Below are 19,856 nucleotides of genomic sequence, written 5' to 3'. Positions count from 1 at the left end.
ATCAGTGCCGCTCCCGTGAAATAAGGTATTTCGCCATGATGTGTAGATGCTCTCGATCCCCCCAGTAATCGGGGATTTTCCCAACGATATGGAATCCGTTGCGGCGATGAAAAAGGTATGCCGCGCGCTCGCTGTCTATATTGCCGACATCCAAACACAAATAGCGTTTATCGAGATTCACTGCGAACTTCTCGACTTCCATATAAAGCTGATAGGCAATACCACACCGACGATAACGGCGATCGACGATCAACCAGTCTGCCCATAGCGCATGCTTTGACGGCATCGGCCCAGGGCCACATCCCATAGTTCCAACGGCAATGCCTCCTAAAGTCGCCAAAAATCTTACTTCCTCATGATGAGGATTCGCCAATTCACGTGAAAATTGCGTGCCTGCCGATTGTACGAGATCATCGGGCGATTCGATCTGAGAAATCAGTTCAAGCATTGCAGCAATATCTGATTCACTAATACGGCGAACGCAGACAGGTTGATTGCCCTCAATTTTCATGGTACCCAATCCTATTCAATGCAGATTCGAGGCGTTCACATGCGTCGTCGATCATCTCAGGCGTATGCGTCGCTGATAATGTAATTGGTTCCGGGCAATAAGAAAGAGGCATTAGAAAACCGTACAATCTATATTCTATCGACAACATATGAAACAATTTTCTAGAGAAATCGATAGGGTATGTTCGTTCGATGTCTCTCATCAAACGGGGACGCTCTGATGTGCCGAGGTGCACTCCTATGCGACCACCATAACCGTCTATGTGACATGGAATACCATGCCTAGCAAATATTCCACTCAAACCGTTTTTTAGCTGCGCTTCCAAGCATGCGACATGTCGATGTGCGGATCCATCTTCAAGATAATCGATAACTGACAGGGCCGCGGATACCGACAGATATCGCCCCGTATTGGTGCCGCTGACCTGCACTGGCCCACGCGGCGCGATGACATCCATGAATTCGGCTCGTCCCGCGACCCCCGCTATCGGCATCCCACAGCCAAACGCTTTGCCGTATGCAGCAATATCAGGAATAACGTCAAAATCTTTTTGCGCTCCACCGATATTTGCACGAAATCCAGTCAGCACCTCATCGAAAATCAATAATGCGCCGTGCTTTGTCGCAAGCGCGCGCAGATTCTCTAGGAAGCCATCATCCGGCTTGATACAGCCAATATTGAGCGCAATCGGCTCGAGAATGATCCCGGCTACATCGTCGGGATTCAGATCGAACGCTCTCTGCACCGCGTTCAGGTCATTCCAGGGTAATGGAATGGTCAACAGACCGAGTTCGTCTGGGATTCCAACGGTACCGGCCACACGTTCGAGTTCGCCGGTTGGGCGAAGCACCCCACTTCGCGCAGAAGAGTCGATGTTCCAGGTAAGTGTGTCATTTAGACCGTGGAAATGCCCTTCGAATTTGAGGATCAAACGCCTTCCAGTTACGGCACGCGCCACTCGAATCGCATACATAGTGGCTTCGAGGCCGGAATTGACAAGACGGAGCCTCTCGGCGCAAGGAACGAGCGAGCAGAAACGTTCGCTCAGTAGCTGATGCTTCTCGGTTTCATATTGCTGAAGAAAGCCGCCCGACAAGGCCCGAGTGATTGAGTCTCTTATAAGGGTGCTGTCATGGCCAAGGAAGCATGAACCCCATCCCATGATGTAGTCGTCATACCATTCCCCCGACGCAACCTGTACTCGCGGGCCGGAAGCATTCCGGATTTGCATGGGGCCAACCGTCGGCAAATAATTCCAACCGGCCAGAACACCCCCTACCCGTTTCTCATCGCGCATCTCTGTCATATCTTTGTGTTCTTTGAATTGGGAACACGGGCGAATTTACGGACTCGCGCTAGTCGTCGATATTTTTTTTAAAATTTTCGGACCACCGGAAGCTTCCATTACCAGACGGCGCGGCCCTAGCCGCAGGTCCAGCCCCATGCGATAAGGCATTGCAGCAAAAAGCGATTACAATCCCGCTGATCACGGAAGAGACGCATTGAACATGAAAATCGCCACCTGGAACGTCAATTCGCTGAAGGTTCGCCAGCAGCACGTGATCGACTGGCTCGCGCAGAGCCACGTGGACGTGCTCTGTCTCCAGGAATTGAAGCTGACGAACGAAAAATTCCCGCACGCAGAGCTCGCCGGGAAAGGCTATCGAAGCTGGTGCGCGGGACAAAAGACGTACAACGGCGTCGCCATCCTCGTGCGCGACGGCATCGAAGTCGACGACACGGAGATCGTGCGCAACATCCCTGGCTTCGACGACGAGCAGCAGCGTATGATCGCCTTGACCGTAGGCGGTGCGCGCATCATCTCAGCCTACTTCCCGAACGGGCAGGCGCCCGGCACCGATAAATTCGCCTACAAGCTGCGCTGGCTCGATGCGCTCACGCAATGGCTGAAGGACGAGATGCATCGCCACCCGAAGCTCGCGCTGCTCGGCGATTACAACATCGCGCCCGAGGATCGTGACGTGCACGACCCGAAGGCCTGGGAAGGCCAAAACCTCGTCTCGCCCGAGGAGCGCGCGGCGTTCGTCAAGCTCGTCGAACTTGGCCTGACCGACGCCTTCCGCCAATTCGAGCAACCCGAGAAGACGTTCACGTGGTGGGACTACCGCATGCTCGCGTTCCGGCGCAACGCCGGCCTGCGCATCGATCACATCCTGCTCTCGGCGGCACTGGCTGAAGCCTGCACGATGTGCGAAGTCGATAGGACGCCGCGAAAATGGGACCAACCCTCCGACCACGCACCCGTCATCGCGCAACTTGCCTAATACGGGCAGCACGTCAAAGCGACGTCGATTAGTAGTCCTAAGCAACCTTTCGCGCAAAAAAATAGACCGGCGCTCGTAACGAGTCGCCGGCCCTCCCGCGCGTCACCGCAAGCCGCGCATCACGATTCCAAATGCAACTCCTGGATCTTGCGCGTGATCGTGTTGCGGCCGATGCCGAGCCGTTCGGCCGCTTCAACCTTGCGGCCGCGGGTGAAGTCGAGCGCTTCGCGAATGACGGCAGCCTCGAAGCGCCGCGCGAGTTCGTCCATGACGTCGACGGTATTCTCGCGCAGCATGCGCGCCACTTCGGCACGCAGCCCGCTCTCCCACACGCTGACCGGCACGCCCGTCGCCACACCCGCAAGCGCGGCCGGCGTGATCGCGACGCCGTTGCGCTCGCCGTCGGCCGAGGCCATGCTCGCCGAAGCTTGCGCAGCCGCCGCGGGTCCCGCCACGATTTCGGTGCTGCTTTCAGGCATCGCACCCGGTACAAGGTCGGGCGGCAAATCCTTGATCTCGATCGTCTGCGCGGGCGCCATCACCGTCAACCAATTGGCGAGATTCTCGAGTTGACGCACGTTGCCCGGAAACGGCAGCGTCGTGAGATAGGCAAGCGCGGCATCCGACACGCGCTTGGGCTCGACCCCGAGATCGCGCGCACTCTTTTGCAGAAAGTGGCGCGCGAGCAGCGGAATGTCCTCGCGCCGTTCGCGCAGCGCAGGCAAACGCAACCGAATCACGTTGAGACGGTGATACAAGTCCTCGCGGAACAATCCCTGACGCACGCGCGCTTCGAGGTTCTGGTGCGTGGCCGCGATCACGCGCACGTTCGCGCGCAGTGGGCTGTGTCCGCCGACGCGATAGAACTGCCCGTCCGACAGCACGCGCAGCAGGCGCGTCTGCAGATCGAACGGCATGTCGCCGATTTCGTCCAGAAACAGCGTGCCGTTCTCCGCCTGCTCGAAGCGGCCCTGCCGCATGGCTTGCGCGCCCGTGAACGCACCGCGCTCGTGCCCAAATAGTTCGGACTCCAAAAGATCCTTCGGAATCGCCGCCGTATTGAGCGCGATGAACGGCCCGTTCGCGCGCGGGCTATGCCGATGCAGCGCACGTGCGACGAGTTCCTTGCCGGTGCCCGACTCACCCGTGATCAACACCGTCGCGGCCGAATGCGACAGCCGTCCGATCGCGCGGAACATGTCCTGCATCGCCGGCGCCTGGCCCAGCATTTCAGGCGCATCGGTCAGCACGGCCTCGCCCGCCTGCGAGCCGCGCAGGCTCTCGTCCACGGCGCGGCGAATCAGTTCGACGGCCTTATCGACGTCGAACGGCTTCGCGAGATATTCGAATGCGCCGCCCTGAAACGCGGCAACCGCGCTATCGAGATCCGAGTACGCCGTCATGATGATGACGGGCAATTCGGGCAGCCGTTCGCGTATCGTCTGCAACAACTCGAGACCCGATGCCCCGGGCATCCTAATGTCGGAGATGAGCACTTGCGGGCTCTCGCGTTCGAGCGCCGCCAGCGCCTCGCGCACGTTAGCGAAACTGAGCGTCGGAAAATTCTCGCGCGCCAGCGCCTTCTCGAGCACCCAGCGGATCGATTGGTCGTCGTCTACTATCCAGATCGGCTTCATGGAGTAAGTCTTATCAATTGACGAGCGGCAACAAAATCTGAAACTCGGTATGTCCAGGGCGGCTCTCGACTTCGATCAAGCCGTCGTGCTGCTGCACGAACGTTTGCGCGAGCGTGAGACCCAGGCCGCTGCCGTCCTCGCGCCCGGACACGAGCGGATAAAAAATGCGATCGCGAATCTCTTCGGCAATGCCGGGCCCGTTGTCGATCACTCGCAAGTCCAATGCCAATTTACATAGGCGTTTGGAGATCGTTACCTTGCGCGCGACCCGCGTGCGCAAGGCAATGCGCGCATCGCCCTGCCCGATTCGTTCGCGCAACGCCTGCGCCGCGTTGCGGACGATGTTGAGCAGCGCCTGAATCAACTGCTCTTTGTCGCCGCGCAAGTCGGGCACGCTCACGTCATAGTCGCGCTCGATCGTGAGGCCGCGAGGAAACTCCGCGAGAATCACGGCGCGCACGCGCTCGCACACTTCGTGAATGTTCACGTCGCCGACGACGTGCGGGTGCCGGTGCGGCTCCAGCAAGCGGTCGACGAGCGTTTGCAGGCGATCCGATTCCTTGACGATCACCTGCGTGTATTCGCGCAGCTCCTGACGCTCGCGCGCGCCGAGTTCGAATTCGAGCAATTGCGCGGCACCGCGGATGCCGCCCAGCGGATTCTTGATCTCGTGCGCAAGGTTGCGGATGAGCTGCTTGTTCGCTACCGACAGATCGTGAATGCGCTCTTCGCGATCGGTGCGCAAATGGCGCTCGTTTTCGAACAACTCGAGCAGCACGTAATCGGGTGCGCTCTCGAGAAAGCCGACGACCACATGCACATGCAGCGGCTCACGACTCGGCCGCTCGAGCACGGTATCCAAATGCGTCGCATGAAAGCGATGTTCGGCAATCGCGGCAATCGTCGCGACGAGGTCCTCGCCATTCGCAAACAGTTCGGACCACGACATCTGCATGAGCTGCCGGCGCGACAAATCGAGCATCGATTCGGCCGACGGATTCGCGAACGCGACGCGCAGCGTGCGCTTGTCGAGCACGAGCGCGACGGTCGGCAGCGCCTCGAGCCCGGGCAGCAAACCCGATTGTGCCAGCGCCGCGTCATCGGACAGCGGCTCGGCTTGGCCTTTGTTCGCCTTCATCAAATTCTTGAGCACCATCGTCACTCACGGACGCGAAAGAGCATCGAACAAAAAAGGGACGGCGCCGCCGTCCCTTCGAGAGCGATCCTTCACGCGCGCTTCGCCGACGACAAAGACGAAGCGCATCGCGTCGCTTACAGCGAGTAGTACATCTCGAACTCGATCGGGTGCGTCGTCATGCGGAAGCGTTGCAACTCGGCTTCCTTGAGCTCCAGATACGCGTCGAGCATCGGGTCGGTGAACACACCGCCGCGCGTCAGGAACTCGCGGTCCTTGTCGAGCGCTTCGAGCGCTTGTTCCAGGCCGGCACAGACGGTCGGGATCTTCGCGTCTTCTTCAGGCGGCAGATCGTACAGATTCTTGTCCGCGGCTTCGCCCGGATGAATCTTGTTTTGCACGCCGTCGAGACCGGCCATCATCAGCGCCGAGAACGCAAGGTACGGGTTCGCCATCGGATCGGGGAAGCGCGTTTCGATGCGGCGGCCCTTCGGGTTGCTCACGTGCGGAATACGGATCGAAGCCGAACGGTTGCGTGCCGAGTAGGCGAGCTTCACGGGCGCTTCGAAGTGCGGCACGAGACGCTTGTACGAATTCGTCGTCGGGTTCGTGATCGCGTTGAGCGCGCGAGCGTGCTTGATGATGCCGCCGATGTAGAACAGCGCGAATTCCGAGAGGCCGGCGTAGCCGTTGCCCGCGAACAGGTTCTGGCCGTCCTTCCAAATCGACTGATGCACGTGCATGCCCGAGCCGTTGTCGCCCACGACGGGCTTCGGCATGAACGTCGCCGTCTTGCCGTACGTGTGCGCGACGTTATGGACGATGTACTTCAGTTGCTGCGTCCAGTCGGCGCGTTGCACGAGCGTCGAGAACTTCGTGCCGATTTCGTTTTGGCCTTGGCCCGCCACTTCGTGGTGGTGCACTTCGACCGGAATGCCGATCTGCTCGAGCAGCAGGCACATTTCCGAGCGCATGTCTTGGAACGAATCGACCGGCGCGACCGGGAAGTAACCGCCCTTCGTGCCCGGGCGGTGGCCCGAGTTGCCGCCTTCGAATTCCTTGCCCGACGACCACGGCGCTTCTTCCGAGCCGATCTTGACGAAGCAGCCCGACATATCCGTGTTCCACTGGACCGAGTCGAAAATGAAGAATTCGGGTTCCGGACCGAAGAAGGCGGTATCGCCCAGGCCCGTGCTCTTCAGGTACGCTTCGGCGCGCTTGGCGAGCGAGCGCGGATCGCGTTCGTAGCCCTTGCCGTCGGCCGGCTCGATGACGTCGCAGGTCAAGACGAGCGTCGGCTCTTCATAGAACGGATCGATGAAAGCCGTGTTGGCATCGGGCATGAGCAGCATGTCCGATGCTTCGATGCCCTTCCAGCCAGCAATCGAGGAACCGTCGAACGCATGGCCGCTCTCGAACTTGTCGTCGTCGAACGCCGACAGGGGCACCGAGACGTGCTGCTCCTTGCCGCGCGTGTCGGTGAAGCGAAAGTCGATAAACTTGACGTCCTCGTCCTTCACGAGCTGCATGACGTCGGCCACGGATTTACTCATATCCTCTTCTCCATTAATAGGTTCGGCGGTTCTTCGCTTCTTTCCGCTTCGGCTCGTCGCGCCTTCCGACGCCAAAACCGGTGTTACAAGCGATCGCCGCGGGTAAAAGCAGCTTTCGTGCCATGTGACGAGTGCACGAAGCGCCGATGGCGGCACCGGCGCGCCGGGCGGCGCCCCGCGCCGGAGCCGCCGCCACACCGAGGCGCACGGAACATGCCGCGACGCCGCAATCTCGCACCGCCATGGTGCACTATCGCCAGTCACGCCGGCCACTACCACCATTGTGGTGCACGCTGAATGAGATTGCACACTTTTAGCGCATTGACGGCAACGCTACGCGCACCATCGTAGCGTCGTTGCGGCCGGGCTAGAATGTATCTTTACGATTCAAGGAGACGAAGGCTATGAGTTCGCTCGAACAAATCCTCTCGCGCGCCGACGCGCGCCGCGCCGAGCATCAGTTGCCCTACGCGGGCGCCGTATCGCCGAACGAAGCCTTCGAGTTGCTGCAGCTCGACGCGCGCGTGCGCCTCGTCGACGTGCGCACGCGAGCCGAACTCGACTGGGTCGGCCGGCCGCTCGTGGGCGACGGGCAGTACGTGCACATCGAATGGACGCGCTATCCGGGTGGCGTGCCCAATGCCGAATTCATCGAACAGTTGCGGCAGGCGGCACCCGCGCCCGACACGCCGCTATTGTTTCTCTGCCGCAGCGCGGCCCGCTCCAAGCTCGCGGCCGTGGCGGCCGCGCAAGCGGGTTTCGAGAAGGCTTACGATCTGCTCGAAGGGTTCGAAGGCGACAAAGACGGCACCGGCCACCGCAAGACCGTCACAGGCTGGTGTTTCCGCGGGCTTCCGTGGATGGGGGCCTAACCCGCCTCCGGCTCGACGATATCACCGCCGAGCAGGTGCACGCCCTCGCGGAGCTTGACGAACGCGGCGGCGACGGCCTCGGGCTCGCCCTTCACGCCAAGGTCGATATGTCGCCGCGCGAAAACGCCGCCGCGCTCGGCGTCGCCGACGCTCGGCAGACTGAATACGCGCACGCCCGGGAAATCGGCTTCGATTTTTTCCATCAGCGGCGTAAGCGTCGACTCCATCAACTCGAAGACGTAGAGCGAGCGCTCCGCATGTGCGACGGCATGGTGCAGATCCGCATACTTCGTATCGAGCACCCATTCGATCATCGGCCAAGCCATGACCGGAAAACCCGGCACGAAATGATGATCGCCGACCGAAAAGCCCGGAATCTTGTTGTAACCGTTCGGGATGATCGTCGAGCCACGCGGGAAAACGCCCATGTTCATACGATGGCGGTTCTCGGGCGCGTCGAAATCCAGTGACTGCGATGCCACGGCCGCGCCCGAGGCCGCCTGCATCTCGCGGATTCGCGCGCGAATCAACTCGGCCGCTTCGGGATGCAATTCGAGCGGCACGCCCAGCGCTTCGGCCGCGCATTGACGCGTGTGGTCGTCGGGCGTGGCACCGATGCCGCCCGTCGAGAAAACGATGTCACCCGTAGCGAACGTGCGCTTGAGCACGGCCGTGATGCGCTCGCGCTCGTCGCCGACGTATTCGGCCCAGGCAAGCGAAAGCCCGCGCGCGCTCAACAATTCGATGACTTTCGGCAGATGCTTGTCGACGCGCCGGCCCGAAAGGATTTCGTCCCCGATGATGATCACGCCAAATGCCATAGACCGCCCTCACATGGATGGAAGCGCCTCGTCGGCGCGCAGGCGCTGCAGCGCGTCCAAACAATAGTGGCCGAACCATAGCGCCGAAAACACGAGGATAAACGCATAGATCCAAATCGTGGCGGCGGCGATCACCGGAAACAGCACGACGAGCCAAATGGACCAGGCCCAAATCAGCGTCGGCACCGTGCCCATCAAGCCCGTGGTCACGCCGATCGCGAACAGCGGCCCCCGATGGCGCCGGATCAGCGCGCGGCGCTCGGCGCGGCTCGCGTGCAGTGCGAGCGCGTCGTAGGTCATGACGCGGTAGGTCAGCCAACCCCACAGCAGCGGTGGAATCACGACGAACAGCGGCGGGATGAGCCATAGCGGCAGTGTCAGCACGAACAACACGATGCAGACGACGGTCGTCACGAGCGTATGCGCGAGCGAGCCATACCACGTTCCGCCGCGGCGCTGTTCGAGACCGGCGAAACGTCGCCGCGACAGATGACGCACGACGAGCGGCATCGAGATCGTCGCGATCAAGAGCAGCACCGTCGTCACGATGAGCGGAATCGACAGCGCAATGACGAGAAACGGCGCCAGCGCCGCGTGCAGAGAGGTCAGGCCCACCCAATCGAACGCGCGATCGAGCATCGCGCCGAACCACGAGGCCGCAAGCCATGCGCGCGCCGCGTCGACGAGCGGCTGCCACATGAACCAGAAGAAAACACCCCAACCCGCCGCCGCAACCGCGAACGGCATGAACGTGAGCCACAGCATGCGCGGGTGCAGCGCGCTGGCCGCCGCTTTGGCAAGCGCCCTCAGGAAATCGCTCATGCGCGCTCCCCGTCAAACGGCGCTAGCGCCTCCGTCGCCCGCGCGCCGCAGGCCGAGACGCCGCGCGATACGCACGAAGGCAAGCCAATGTTGCGCGACGAACCCGTCCCCATACGATTCACCCTCGATTTGCTGTCGGATACCGGTCGGCTCGACCTCGCGATTCCACGATGCCGTCCGGAACAGCATATCCCACCACGGGAACAGCACGCCGAAGTTGCAGCCGTACGCCGTTCCTTCGTGGCCGTAGCCGACCGCATGATGCCGGCGATGGAACGCGGGGCTGACGACGAGCCGTTCGAGCAGCACGCCGAACGGCAGCCGCGCATTCGTATGCTGCACGCTTTGCGCGAAGTTCGTGACGGCCGTCAACACGACGAACTGCGTCGGCGCGACGCCGATCGCGATCGCGATCGCCGCGAAGAAACCGGCCTGAATGACATCGTCGAGCAGGTGATTGCGATCGTCGCACCAGAGCGACATCTGCCGTTGGCTGTGATGCACGGCGTGCAGCTCCCACCAGAGTCCGATCCGATGCTGCCAGCGGTGATACCAATAACCGGCGAAATCGAGCACGACGAGGTAGAACGCGAACGCGACGAGCGGCCGCGTGGTCACGCCCAGCCACAGCGTGTCGAGATTGATGTTCGCGATGCCGTGATAACGCAGCCAGGCTTGCGTGTTGTCGAAGATCGGCTGGAACGCGACAAAAAAGAAGAGATTGAACAGCCCGAGCTTGGAAATCCACGTATACAGCACGTCGACCCGAACCGCCTTACGATTCTCCCAGCGCTCGAGCGGCCGCAGCGCCTCGAGCGGCCGCAGCAGCCCGTACATCGCAATGATCGTCAGGAAGCCGACGATGACCGGATAGAGCGCGTCGTACGTGTCCTCGTCGTAGTCCATCCAGCCGAACTTGAACAGCAGCGGCTGGATCAGGTCCACGTAAAGCCAGGTTTGCAGCGACGAGACGAGCGAATCGAGCGACGAGACGATCAAATGCAGCATGCCGAACGCCCCGTCAAGCGCCGTTCGGGGCCGTCACCGGCGCACGGTCGTCGAAGAAGATACCGTGCGGCGAGCGGCCGACGGCAATCGTCTTGACCAGCTTGCGGGTGGTCATGTCGATCACGCCGACGTGCTTGGCGAAGCGGAACGTCACCCACATATAGCGCTTGTCGGCCGTGAGTTCCATGTCGTCGGGGCCGGGCATGAGGCCGGTTATGTCGCCGACGTTCGTCAGCGTGTTCTCGTCGATGATGCTGATCGTGCTGGCCACACGGTTGGTCACGGCTACGTGCACGCCGTCGTCGAGCGAGCGGAAGTTATGTGCGCCCTTGCCCGTGTGAATCCGCTTGACGACCGTTTTGTTGCGCCAATCGACGACGGCGACGTCATCCTCCCCGGTCATCCCGACGAGCAGGTACTTGTCGCCCGGCGTCATCCACAGGCCGGCGGGCGTATCGCCGACTTTCATCTTCCATTTGACCGACTGCGTCGGCAAATCGACGGCCGCCACCTCGCCCGACACTTGCAACGTGACGAACACCGTCTTGCTGTCGTTGGAGAAGGCCATGTGGCTCGGCATCGTCGCGAGCGGCAAGCGCTTGACGAGCGTCGGGCTTTCCTTGCTGCCGTCGTAGCGGTAGATGTCGAGGCGATCCAAGCGCAGCCCCGTGGTCACGAACCACTTGCCATCAGGCGAGAAGCCGAGTTGATACGGATCTTCGATATTCTCGAGCCGCTTTTGCAATGCGCCCGTTTTCGGGTCGACGAACATCAAATCGTTCGACACGGAGTCGGCAACGATCAGCGAGCGGCCGTCCGGCGTCAGCATCAAATGGTGCGGCTCCTTGCCCGTCGGAATCTTGTGGCCCACGACCTGCTGCGACGCCTGGTCGATCAGCGAAAGCGTCGCTTCGCCGGAATTGAGGACGATGACGTCGTTTGCGTGCGCCGTGGGTGACACCACCGCCGCGGCAACGAACGAAGCTGCGAGCGCGCCGGCGAACCGCTTGACTCGGGCAACGCGAGAAAGGAAAGAAATAAGCATGAGAACTCGTTCGAAAAAACCGCCGCCATCATAAAACGTTTGCGTGTCGGCGCGGTTGACCAAAATCCAAAATACAAACCAATGGGGCGCAACGCTCGCGCGCCGATGTGGGGCGGCATCGCACCGCGCATCGACTCATCGCTGCATCGACTCCCACACTTTGTGCAATCGCTTGATGGAGACCGGCATCGGCGTGCGCAGTTCCTGCGCGAACAGCGATACGCGCAACTCCTCGAGCAGCCAACGAAATTCCGCGAGCCGCGGATCGGGCACGCCGGCGCGCGCCGACAGCGCGCGCTGGTAGGGCTGCAGCAGCGCCTGCATGTCCGCGAGCGAGCGAGCGTCGCGGGCCGCATCGGCCTTGAGTTTGTCGATGCGCTGCGCCATTGCCTTCAAGTAACGCGGGAAATGCACGAGCTGCGCGTAAGGCGTTTCGACGATGAACCGCTTGCCGATCAGCGCCTGCAACTGCTGCTGCAGGTCCGCGTAGGCGGCCGCGAACGGCTTGGCCTGTGCGAGCTTTTTCGTGACGGCTGCGTACTCCGCGAGGATTTGTCCTACGAGACGCGCGATCTCCTGCGCGAGCAGCGACAGCCGGCCCTTGCCTTCGTCGCGGCGCGTGTGAAAACTCGCGTCGTCGTCGGGCAGCGGCGCTTGTAGGCAAGCGCGGTCGAGCGCCATCTCGATCAGTTGATCGCGCAGTGCCTCTTGCGGGCCGAGCGGCATGAACTGCATCGCCATCTCGCGCAAGCCCGGCAGGTTCTTCTCCAGATACTTGATCGGCTCGCGCAACTGCAACCCGAACAGCCGCCGCAGTCCGGCTCGGTGAATCCGAGCGGCCTCCTCCGGCGAATCGAAGACTTCGACGTCGCAGTGCGTCGTGCGGTCGACGAGCGCCGGGTAGCCGAACAACGTCTGACCCCCGCGCCGGATCTCGAGCAACTCGGGCAGCTTGCCGAAGTTCCACGTCGTCAGATTGTCGTAGAGCGCCGTCGTCGCGGGCGCGGGCGGCGACGTGGACTTTGCCGCGCCCCCCGCGTCAGAGCGACCCGCATCGCCCGCACGCGCCACGCCAGGCTGCCGCGCGCCGGCCGCGGCCGGCTGTGTCGAGCCGCCCGTAACCAGCGCGGCCCCGGCGGCGAGCTTCTGGAAGTGCCGCTGCGCATCCGCCCCCAGCTCCGAGCGCAACTGCGCGAGGTTGCGGCCCATCGCCAATTGCCGGCCGTGCTCGTCGACGACCTTGAAGTTCATGAACAAATGCGCGGGCAGCGTCTCGAGTTTGAAATCGGTCGATTTCAGCGCGACTTGCGTCTGCTCGCGTACGTCGGCGATGAGCGCCTCGACGAGACCCGCCGCGCCGAAGCGACCTTCGTGTCGCTCGACGAACGCCGCCGCATACTCCGGCAACGGCACGCAATGGCGGCGCAGCTTCTGCGGCAACGACTTGAGCAGCAGTTGCGCCTTCTCCTTGAGCATGCCCGGCACGAGCCACTCCGCGCGTCGCGGATCGACCTGGTTGAGCGCATAGAGCGGAACCGTCAGCGTCACGCCGTCGCGCGCGGAGCCGGGCTCGAAGTGGTACCCGAGCGCCATCTCGACGCCGGCCATCGTCATTCGCTTCGGAAAAAGATCCGTCGTGACGCCCGCCGCTTCATGCCGCATGAGGTCGTCGCGCGACAAATAGAGCAAGCGCGGCTTGTCCTCGCTCTGCCCGCTCTTTCTGACCTCGTCGCGATACCAGCGCTCGAACGCGACGCCCGTGTAAATGCCTTCGGGCAACGCTTGGTCGTAGAACGCGAAGATCAACTCGTCGTCGACGAGCACGTCCTGTCTGCGCGATTTGTGCTCGAGTTGCTCGATCTCGGCAAGCAGCTTGCGGTTGTGCGCGAAGAAGGCGAGCTTCGTGTCGAACTCCCCTTCGACGAGCGCCCCGCGAATGAAAAGCTCGCGGGCGCGCGCCGGGTCCTGCCGCCCGAATGCCACGCGGCGGCGATGGTAGACGGGCAGCCCGTACAGCATCGCCCGCTCGAACGCGGTCACCTGCGCCGCGCGCTTTTCCCAGTGCGGCTCGGACAGCGACTTCTTCAGCAGGTGGTCCGCTACCTTCTCGATCCATTCCGGCTCGATTTTCGCGAGACAGCGCGCGTAGAGCCGGCTCGTCTCGACGAGCTCGCCGGCCACGACCCAGCGCCCGGCCTTCTTCACGAGCGTCGAGCCCGGCCAGAGGAAGAACTTGATGCCGCGCGCCCCGAGGTAATGCGGTTCGTCGTCGGCCTTGAGGCCGACGTTGCCGAGCAGGCCCGTCAGCAGCGCCAAATGGATCTGCTCGTAGGTCGCTTCGCTTTCGTTCAGGCGCCAACCGTGCTCGCGCACGACGGTCAGGAGTTGCGAATGGACGTCGCGCCACTCGCGCAGCCGCAAGTGCGACAGAAACTGCGCGCGGCACGCGTCGACGAGCTGCCGGTTCGACTTCTTGTGCGCGACGGCCTCGCCGAACCACGTCCAAATCTTGAGCCACTGCAGAAATTCGGAGCGCTCGTCGGCGAAGCGCCGGTGCGCTTCGTCGGCTTGCTCCTGCGCCTCGGCCGGCCGCTCGCGCGGGTCCTGCACCGACAGCGCACTGGCGATGACGAGCACCTCGGCAAGCGATTGCTGATCTCGCGCGGCAAGGATCATGCGCCCCACGCGCGGATCGAGCGGTAGACGCGCGAGTTCGCGGCCGAGCGGCGTCAACGCGTTGTCCTCGTCGACGGCGCCCAGCTCGGCCAGCAGTTGATAGCCGTCCGCGATTGCGCGGCCCGGCGGCGGCTCGATGAACGGGAACGACTCGATTTCCGTCAGATGCAGCGACTTCATCCGCAAGATGACCGCCGCGAGCGACGAGCGCAGGATTTCGGGATCGGTGAAACGCGCACGCCCCTGAAAATCGGCTTCTTCGAATAGACGAATGCAGACACCGTCCGCCACCCGGCCGCAGCGCCCCGCGCGTTGGTTGGCGGCCGCTTGCGAAACCGACTCCACCTGCAACTGCTCCACCTTGTTGCGGTACGAGTAGCGCTTCACGCGCGCGAGGCCCGTATCGACGACGTAGCGAATCCCGGGCACCGTCAACGACGTTTCCGCGACATTGGTCGCGAGCACGAGCCGCCGCGCGTTCGACGGCTTGAATACGCGCGCCTGCTCCTCGGCCGATAGCCGCGCGAACAGCGGCAGGATCTCCGTGTGCGGCGGATGGTGCTTGCGCAGTGCTTCCGCGGCTTCGCGAATCTCGCGCTCGCCGGGCAAGAACACGAGCACGTCGCCGGGCCCCTCCCGGCAGAGTTCGTCGACGGCGTCGACGATCGCGTCCATGAGGTCCCGCTCGGCGTCGCGCGCGCTTTTCCCGCGATCGGAACGATCCGGACGATCGGGCTTGTCGGTTCGCTCCCGCCCCGTCGTTCCCTGCGCTGCCTTGATCGCCGGGCTCAGCTCCGCGACGGGCCTATAGCGAATCTCGACCGGAAAGAGCCGGCCGCTGACTTCGATCACCGGAGCGGGCCGCGTTTCGGTACCAAAATGACGTGCGAAGCGCTCGGCATCGATCGTCGCGGACGTGACGATGAGCTTCAGATCGGGCCGCTTCGGCAAAGTCTGCTTCAAGTGACCGAGCAGGAAATCGATGTTCAGGCTGCGCTCGTGCGCCTCGTCGATGATGAGCGTGTCGTAGGCGCGCAAAAGCGGGTCGGTCTGCGTCTCCGCCAGCAAGATGCCGTCCGTCATCAGCTTGACCGACGCGCCCGGCGCGAGGTTGTCGGTGAACCGCACTTTGTAGCCGACGACTTCGCCGAACGGCGTGCCGAGTTCTTCGGCAATGCGCCGGCCCGTCGCGGACGCCGCGATCCGGCGCGGCTGGGTATGGCCGATCAGGCCCGCGCCGCCGGCGCCGAGCCCGCGGCCGAGCGACAGACAAATCTTCGGCAATTGAGTCGTCTTGCCCGAACCCGTTTCGCCCGACACGATCACGACCTGATTGTCGCGAATCGCGCGCGCGATTTCGTCGCGACGCCCCGAGACGGGCAGCGCGGCCGGAAAATCGATCGGTGGGACGGGATTGGGCGGGACGGCGGCAGGGCGCGCGCTTTTCGCGCGGGCCGCGCTCGGCGTGCGCGGTGCTCGGACCTCACTCGCGGCCGGACTTTTGGATACGTTCGACATGGGGGCGCATTATAATCCCGGCATGAATTCTCAAACCGATCTCGCCCCCACGCCCGAAAGCGCCCCGGCCCGGCCCGCGGCGCCCGAAATCGAAGCCGTCTCGGCCGCCCAGTTCGTCGACTGGCTGCGATCGGTCGCGCCTTACATCCACGCGTTCCGCAACAAGACGTTCGTCGTCGGATTCGGCGGCGAAGTGGTCCACCAGGGGCTGCTCAATGCGCTCGTCTCCGACGTCGCGCTGCTGCAGGCCATGGGGATCCAGTTCGTGCTCGTGCACGGATCGCGCCCGCAGGTCGAAGAGCAGATGAACTTGCATGGCGTGCAGTCCGAGTTCTCGCACGGCATGCGCATCACCGACGCGCGCGCGCTCGAATCGGCCAAGGAAGCGGCCGGCGAAGTACGGCTCGACATCGAGGCGGCAATCAGTCAAGGCTTGCCGAACACGCCGATGGCCCATGCGCACATCAGCGTCGTATCGGGCAACTTCGTCACTGCGCGGCCGGTCGGCATTCTCGACGGCGTCGATTTCCAGCACACGGGCATCGTGCGCAAGGTCGACGCCGAATCGATCAAGCACTCGCTCGCGAGCCGAAAGCTCGTGCTGCTCTCGCCGCTCGGCTTCTCGCCGACGGGGGAGGCGTTCAATTTGTCGATGGAAGACGTCGCCTCGGCGGCCGCGATCGCCCTGCGCGCGGACAAGATCATCTTCCTGACCGAAACGCCGGGGCTCATGGACGAAGCGGGCGGGCTCACGCAGGAGCTCTCGCTCGACGATGCGTACAAGCTGCTCGACAGCGGTGAGGTCAAGGGCGACGCGGCGTTTTACCTCAAGCATGCCGTGCGCGCTTGCCGCGGCGGCGTACCGCGCGCGCACATCATTCCGTACGCGCTCGACGGCAGCCTGCTGCTCGAACTGTTCCTGCACGACGGCGTGGGCACGATGATCTCGTACGAGAACCTCGAAAGCCTGCGCGAGGCCACGCCCGACGACGTCGGCGGCATTCTTACGCTGATCGAACCGCTCGAATCCGACGGTACCCTCGTCAAGCGCGGGCGCCATCAAATCGAGCGCGACATCGATCACTTCTCGGTCATCGAGCACGATGGCGTCTTGTTCGGCTGCGCCGCGCTCTACCCCTACCCGCAGGAGCGCATCGGCGAAATGGCGTGCCTCACGGTCGCCCCGGACGCGCAAGGCGCGGGCGACGGCGAGCGGCTGCTCAAGCGTATCGAGCAGCGCGCCCGCGCGCGCGGGCTGACACGCATTTTCGTGCTGACGACGCGCACCGAGCACTGGTTCTTGAAGCGCGGCTTCGTCAAGGTCACCGTCGACGATCTGCCGGAAGACCGCCGTCGCTTCTATAACTGGCAGCGCAAATCGCTCGTGCTGATGAAACAGCTCTGAGCGCGCACGCAGCGCTGCCCGCCCCCTATCGACTACAGGAGAAATTCACGATGGCCCGCATGGTTCAATGCGCAAAGCTCGGCAAGGAAGCCGAAGGACTCGATTTTCCGCCGCTGCCGGGCGAGCTCGGCAAGCGGATCTACGAAAGCGTCTCGAAAGAAGCTTGGCAAAGCTGGCTCAAGCATCAAACGATGCTCATCAACGAGAACCGTCTGAACATGGCCGATCCGCGCGCGCGCCAGTACCTGATGAAGCAAACGGAGAAGTTCTTCTTCGGCGAAGGCGCCGATCAAGCAACCGGATACGTGCCGCCGACGCAAGGCTGAACGCCGCGTCTTCCCCGAGCCCCCTCGATTCCCCGATCGTTCCGCTTATCGGCCGCCGGCTAGTGCGCTTATCGCTAGCCGGCACGCTCCCCGCCCGCGGCATCGTTCAGCCGTCGCGCCATTACGCTAACGGCCGCTTCTGTCTTGCGCTTGCTTAGCAGTCCTGACCATTGCCGTCAGCTCGTGACGAGCGTATGAAGCTCGGCCCGCACGCGCGCTTGCTCGACGATCAGCAAGCCTGCCGACACCGGCAGTTTGAAACGCCGTGGCCCCGCACTACCGGGATTGACGAACAACACGCCGTCGCGCGTGACGATCGCCGGCTTGTGCGAATGCCCCGTCACCACCACGTCGACGCGTTGCGCCGGCGGATCGCCCCGCAGATCGGCGATATCGTGGACGACATGAATCGAAATTCCGGCGAGGGTCAGTGTCGTCGCAGCCGGCAAGGCGTCGGCCCATGCGCCTCGGTCGTTATTGCCACGCACCGCCGTGACCGGCGCGATCTGCGCCAAGGCATCGAGCACGTCGGGCGTGCAAATGTCGCCCGCGTGCAAGATGGCATCGACACCCGCGAGCCACGCCAGCACCTCCGGCCGCACGAGGTTATGCGTGTCGGAGATCAAACCGATACGAACGAGCAAAGAGGAATCGGGCATGTGCTTAACGGCCGGCAACGGCCTGTGTCATCGGCGACGCGCTCGCTTTCAATCAGGCCTCGGCCGCCCGACAGCTCTGACGATGACCGAGCAGCCCGCGCGAGCGATGCAATGCCGCACGCGCACCGCGCGTCGCCATGACCGCACCGACTTGCCCGAGATTGAAATCGAGCGAAACCATCAATTCCATGAGCTCGACCATCGGCAATACGACGGTCGGGCTGTACAGCCGTTGTTCGATGAGCTTTTTCATGGCGACCCTCCTGCGAGCGGAGCAGCCTATGCCCCGTCATGCAATCCGATCGCCATTCTAAGGACGCGCGCGACGCCGATAAATGCGTTAAATCGAAAGTCAGAAGTCGCGAGCAACGAACAATCGCCACCGCGGCGTCATTCGAGCGGCGCGCCGACGAACGCGGGCAGCGCTTCCGCACGCCCGGACAGCGCGGCCAGCGCCGGGTAGCGCGCTGGCTCGACGACGCCCGGCAGAATGTACTGCGTGAAGCGCCAGGCCACGGCCACCGTGATGTCGGGCTGCATGAGCCGATCGCCACAGAGCCATGCACGCTTGCCTGCACCAGCCACGTCGCGCTCGAGCGTGTCGTAGGCGGCAACGAGCTGCGTTTGCAAGCGTTCGAGCCAAGGCGCGTGCTGCTTCTCCTGCGGCCGCAGGTTTTGCTCGTAAGCGATTTGCACGGTCTTTTCGCAAGCGGTGAGCGCGAAGCCGATCAAATGCAGCGCGTGACGGCGCTCGGCGGCGTCTTGCGGCATCAGGCGCGCCTGCGGTGCAACGCCGTGATCGAGGTAATCGAGAATGAGCGTCGAATCGATCAACTGCATACCGTCGTCGTCGATGAATGTCGGCGCCTTCACCACGGGGTTGATTTCGCGGAAGCGGTCGAAGTGCCGAAAGACCGAAACCGGCTGGTGCTCGAACGGTATGCCGAGCACGGCCATCGAAACGGCGACGCGGCGCACGAACGGGGAATCCATCATGCCAATCAGTTGCATCGATGCCTTCTTTTCGGGTAACAAGGAAAGTGAACGGCGCGGAGCAAGCGGCAGTTTGCCGTGCCGTACTCGTCTACGGCAAGCAGGTTATCGCGGATTGGCAGAAAAAGAAGGAAACGTCTCGTACCACTCGACCGGCAGTCGGCGTGCACAACGAATTCTTTCGCGATTGAAAGCTTCGTGTGCAACACGATCGGCCTCGGAGGGTCAAACGAGCATGCCGTTCCGATGGGAGGCAGCGATCATGACGAGAACCTCACCGCGGCTCGCCGCATGCGCCGCCGCGCTTGCAATGGGTGCGGCCTGTACTCCGCTATCGTCCGACTATGCCTACTCGACGACAGTCCGCGTGCCGGATGGAAAAATCGTGCATTGCGACGTCAACGAGTCGCCGCCTAGCACGAGCGCGGAGCAAAACGGGCTGACCTCGACGGAGCAACGCCAAGCCGAAGTCCTTGCAGCGCAACGGCTGCGCGTGTTGAGCGGCCCATACTCCCCGTATCCGAGCCCGTACACGGCACCGATCATCCGCTGCAGACAAACCATGTAGGCTAAGCGAAGCGCCGCGCCTG

Annotated in this window: 18 protein-coding genes; 5 read left to right on the top strand and 13 right to left on the bottom strand. The window is 62.9% G+C overall.

Translation table 11 applies throughout. The features are described from left to right. Nucleotide 1: 1 nt before the first annotated feature. Both J3485_RS07385 and J3485_RS07380 read right to left on the bottom strand, forming a co-directional pair. The gene (locus tag J3485_RS07385) at nucleotides 2–511 is read right to left on the bottom strand and encodes a GNAT family N-acetyltransferase (RefSeq protein ID WP_206951862.1); all 510 of its coding nucleotides are present in this window, start codon (nucleotides 509–511) and stop codon (nucleotides 2–4) included. Then, entirely contained in the window at nucleotides 501–1,817 is a 1,317-nt protein-coding gene (locus J3485_RS07380; RefSeq protein ID WP_206951861.1) for an aspartate aminotransferase family protein, read from the bottom strand. Before J3485_RS07380 ends, J3485_RS07385 begins: the two co-directional genes overlap by 11 nt. A 202-nt stretch (nucleotides 1,818–2,019) precedes the next feature. Here J3485_RS07380 and xth point away from each other — a divergent pair, with 202 nt between their 5' ends. After that, a complete protein-coding gene (gene xth / locus J3485_RS07375; RefSeq protein WP_206951860.1) occupies nucleotides 2,020–2,796 on the top strand; it encodes an exodeoxyribonuclease III in 777 nt (258 codons plus the stop codon). 119 nt (nucleotides 2,797–2,915) lie between these two features. On the opposite strand, the gene ntrC is transcribed toward xth, so the two are convergent. From ntrC to glnA, 3 genes are all read right to left on the bottom strand, one after another. Beyond that, on the bottom strand, nucleotides 2,916–4,433 hold the full coding sequence (gene ntrC, locus J3485_RS07370) for a nitrogen regulation protein NR(I) (protein WP_206951859.1): 1,518 nt from the start codon (nucleotides 4,431–4,433) through the stop codon (nucleotides 2,916–2,918). Between the two features lie 13 nt (nucleotides 4,434–4,446). After that, nucleotides 4,447–5,589 (bottom strand): nitrogen regulation protein NR(II), encoded by a 1,143-nt coding sequence (gene glnL / locus J3485_RS07365; RefSeq protein WP_206951858.1) that lies wholly within the window; start codon nucleotides 5,587–5,589, stop codon nucleotides 4,447–4,449. Nucleotides 5,590–5,705: 116 nt separating this feature from the next. After that, nucleotides 5,706–7,121 (bottom strand): type I glutamate--ammonia ligase, encoded by a 1,416-nt coding sequence (gene glnA, locus J3485_RS07360; protein ID WP_206951857.1) that lies wholly within the window; start codon nucleotides 7,119–7,121, stop codon nucleotides 5,706–5,708. Between the two features lie 404 nt (nucleotides 7,122–7,525). Between glnA and J3485_RS07355 the strand changes: the two genes are divergently transcribed. Beyond that, on the top strand, nucleotides 7,526–7,993 hold the full coding sequence (locus tag J3485_RS07355) for a rhodanese-like domain-containing protein (RefSeq protein ID WP_206951856.1): 468 nt from the start codon (nucleotides 7,526–7,528) through the stop codon (nucleotides 7,991–7,993). Here the strand turns inward: J3485_RS07355 and J3485_RS07350 are convergent. The 5 genes from J3485_RS07350 to hrpA all read right to left on the bottom strand — a co-directional run bounded on the left by J3485_RS07350 (nucleotide 7,990) and on the right by hrpA (nucleotide 15,883). Further along, the gene (locus J3485_RS07350; protein WP_206951855.1) at nucleotides 7,990–8,814 is read right to left on the bottom strand and encodes a competence/damage-inducible protein A; all 825 of its coding nucleotides are present in this window, start codon (nucleotides 8,812–8,814) and stop codon (nucleotides 7,990–7,992) included. The two genes, J3485_RS07355 and J3485_RS07350, sit on opposite strands and share 4 nt — an antisense overlap. A 9-nt stretch (nucleotides 8,815–8,823) precedes the next feature. Further along, a complete protein-coding gene (locus J3485_RS07345) occupies nucleotides 8,824–9,636 on the bottom strand; it encodes an EI24 domain-containing protein (RefSeq protein WP_206951854.1) in 813 nt (270 codons plus the stop codon). A gap of 12 nt (nucleotides 9,637–9,648) precedes the next feature. Next, on the bottom strand, nucleotides 9,649–10,644 hold the full coding sequence (locus J3485_RS07340; RefSeq protein ID WP_206951853.1) for a sterol desaturase family protein: 996 nt from the start codon (nucleotides 10,642–10,644) through the stop codon (nucleotides 9,649–9,651). A gap of 13 nt (nucleotides 10,645–10,657) precedes the next feature. Next, entirely contained in the window at nucleotides 10,658–11,689 is a 1,032-nt protein-coding gene (locus tag J3485_RS07335) for a YVTN family beta-propeller repeat protein (protein WP_206951852.1), read from the bottom strand. 135 nt (nucleotides 11,690–11,824) lie between these two features. After that, nucleotides 11,825–15,883: an ATP-dependent RNA helicase HrpA gene (gene hrpA / locus J3485_RS07330; RefSeq protein ID WP_206951851.1), complete on the bottom strand. Its 4,059-nt coding sequence runs from the start codon at nucleotides 15,881–15,883 to the stop codon at nucleotides 11,825–11,827. A gap of 22 nt (nucleotides 15,884–15,905) precedes the next feature. Here hrpA and argA point away from each other — a divergent pair, with 22 nt between their 5' ends. Both argA and J3485_RS07320 read left to right on the top strand, forming a co-directional pair. Continuing rightward, nucleotides 15,906–17,288, top strand: coding sequence for an amino-acid N-acetyltransferase (gene argA, locus J3485_RS07325; RefSeq protein WP_206951850.1), 1,383 nt, complete (start codon nucleotides 15,906–15,908; stop codon nucleotides 17,286–17,288). A gap of 50 nt (nucleotides 17,289–17,338) precedes the next feature. Beyond that, nucleotides 17,339–17,614, top strand: a complete 276-nt coding sequence (locus tag J3485_RS07320) for an oxidative damage protection protein (RefSeq protein ID WP_206951849.1) — start codon at nucleotides 17,339–17,341, stop codon at nucleotides 17,612–17,614. Nucleotides 17,615–17,790: 176 nt separating this feature from the next. Here J3485_RS07320 and J3485_RS07315 read toward each other — a convergent pair whose 3' ends face one another. From J3485_RS07315 to J3485_RS07305, 3 genes are all read right to left on the bottom strand, one after another. Beyond that, nucleotides 17,791–18,273: a metallophosphoesterase family protein gene (locus tag J3485_RS07315; RefSeq protein WP_206951848.1), complete on the bottom strand. Its 483-nt coding sequence runs from the start codon at nucleotides 18,271–18,273 to the stop codon at nucleotides 17,791–17,793. A gap of 52 nt (nucleotides 18,274–18,325) precedes the next feature. After that, on the bottom strand, nucleotides 18,326–18,526 hold the full coding sequence (locus tag J3485_RS07310) for a hypothetical protein (protein WP_206951847.1): 201 nt from the start codon (nucleotides 18,524–18,526) through the stop codon (nucleotides 18,326–18,328). A 137-nt stretch (nucleotides 18,527–18,663) separates the two neighbouring features. After that, nucleotides 18,664–19,284: a glutathione S-transferase family protein gene (locus J3485_RS07305; protein ID WP_206951846.1), complete on the bottom strand. Its 621-nt coding sequence runs from the start codon at nucleotides 19,282–19,284 to the stop codon at nucleotides 18,664–18,666. Nucleotides 19,285–19,528: 244 nt separating this feature from the next. On the opposite strand from J3485_RS07305, the gene J3485_RS07300 reads away from it, so the two are divergent. Beyond that, nucleotides 19,529–19,834, top strand: coding sequence for a hypothetical protein (locus J3485_RS07300; RefSeq protein WP_206955878.1), 306 nt, complete (start codon nucleotides 19,529–19,531; stop codon nucleotides 19,832–19,834). The last annotated feature ends 22 nt before the right edge of the window (nucleotides 19,835–19,856 follow it).

It is taken from the genome of Trinickia acidisoli (assembly GCF_017315725.1).
GTDB classification, from domain to species: Bacteria; Pseudomonadota; Gammaproteobacteria; order Burkholderiales; family Burkholderiaceae; genus Trinickia; species Trinickia acidisoli.
Note: the sequence above shows the minus strand (reverse complement) of the source record. Positions and strands in the feature narration are given on the sequence as shown.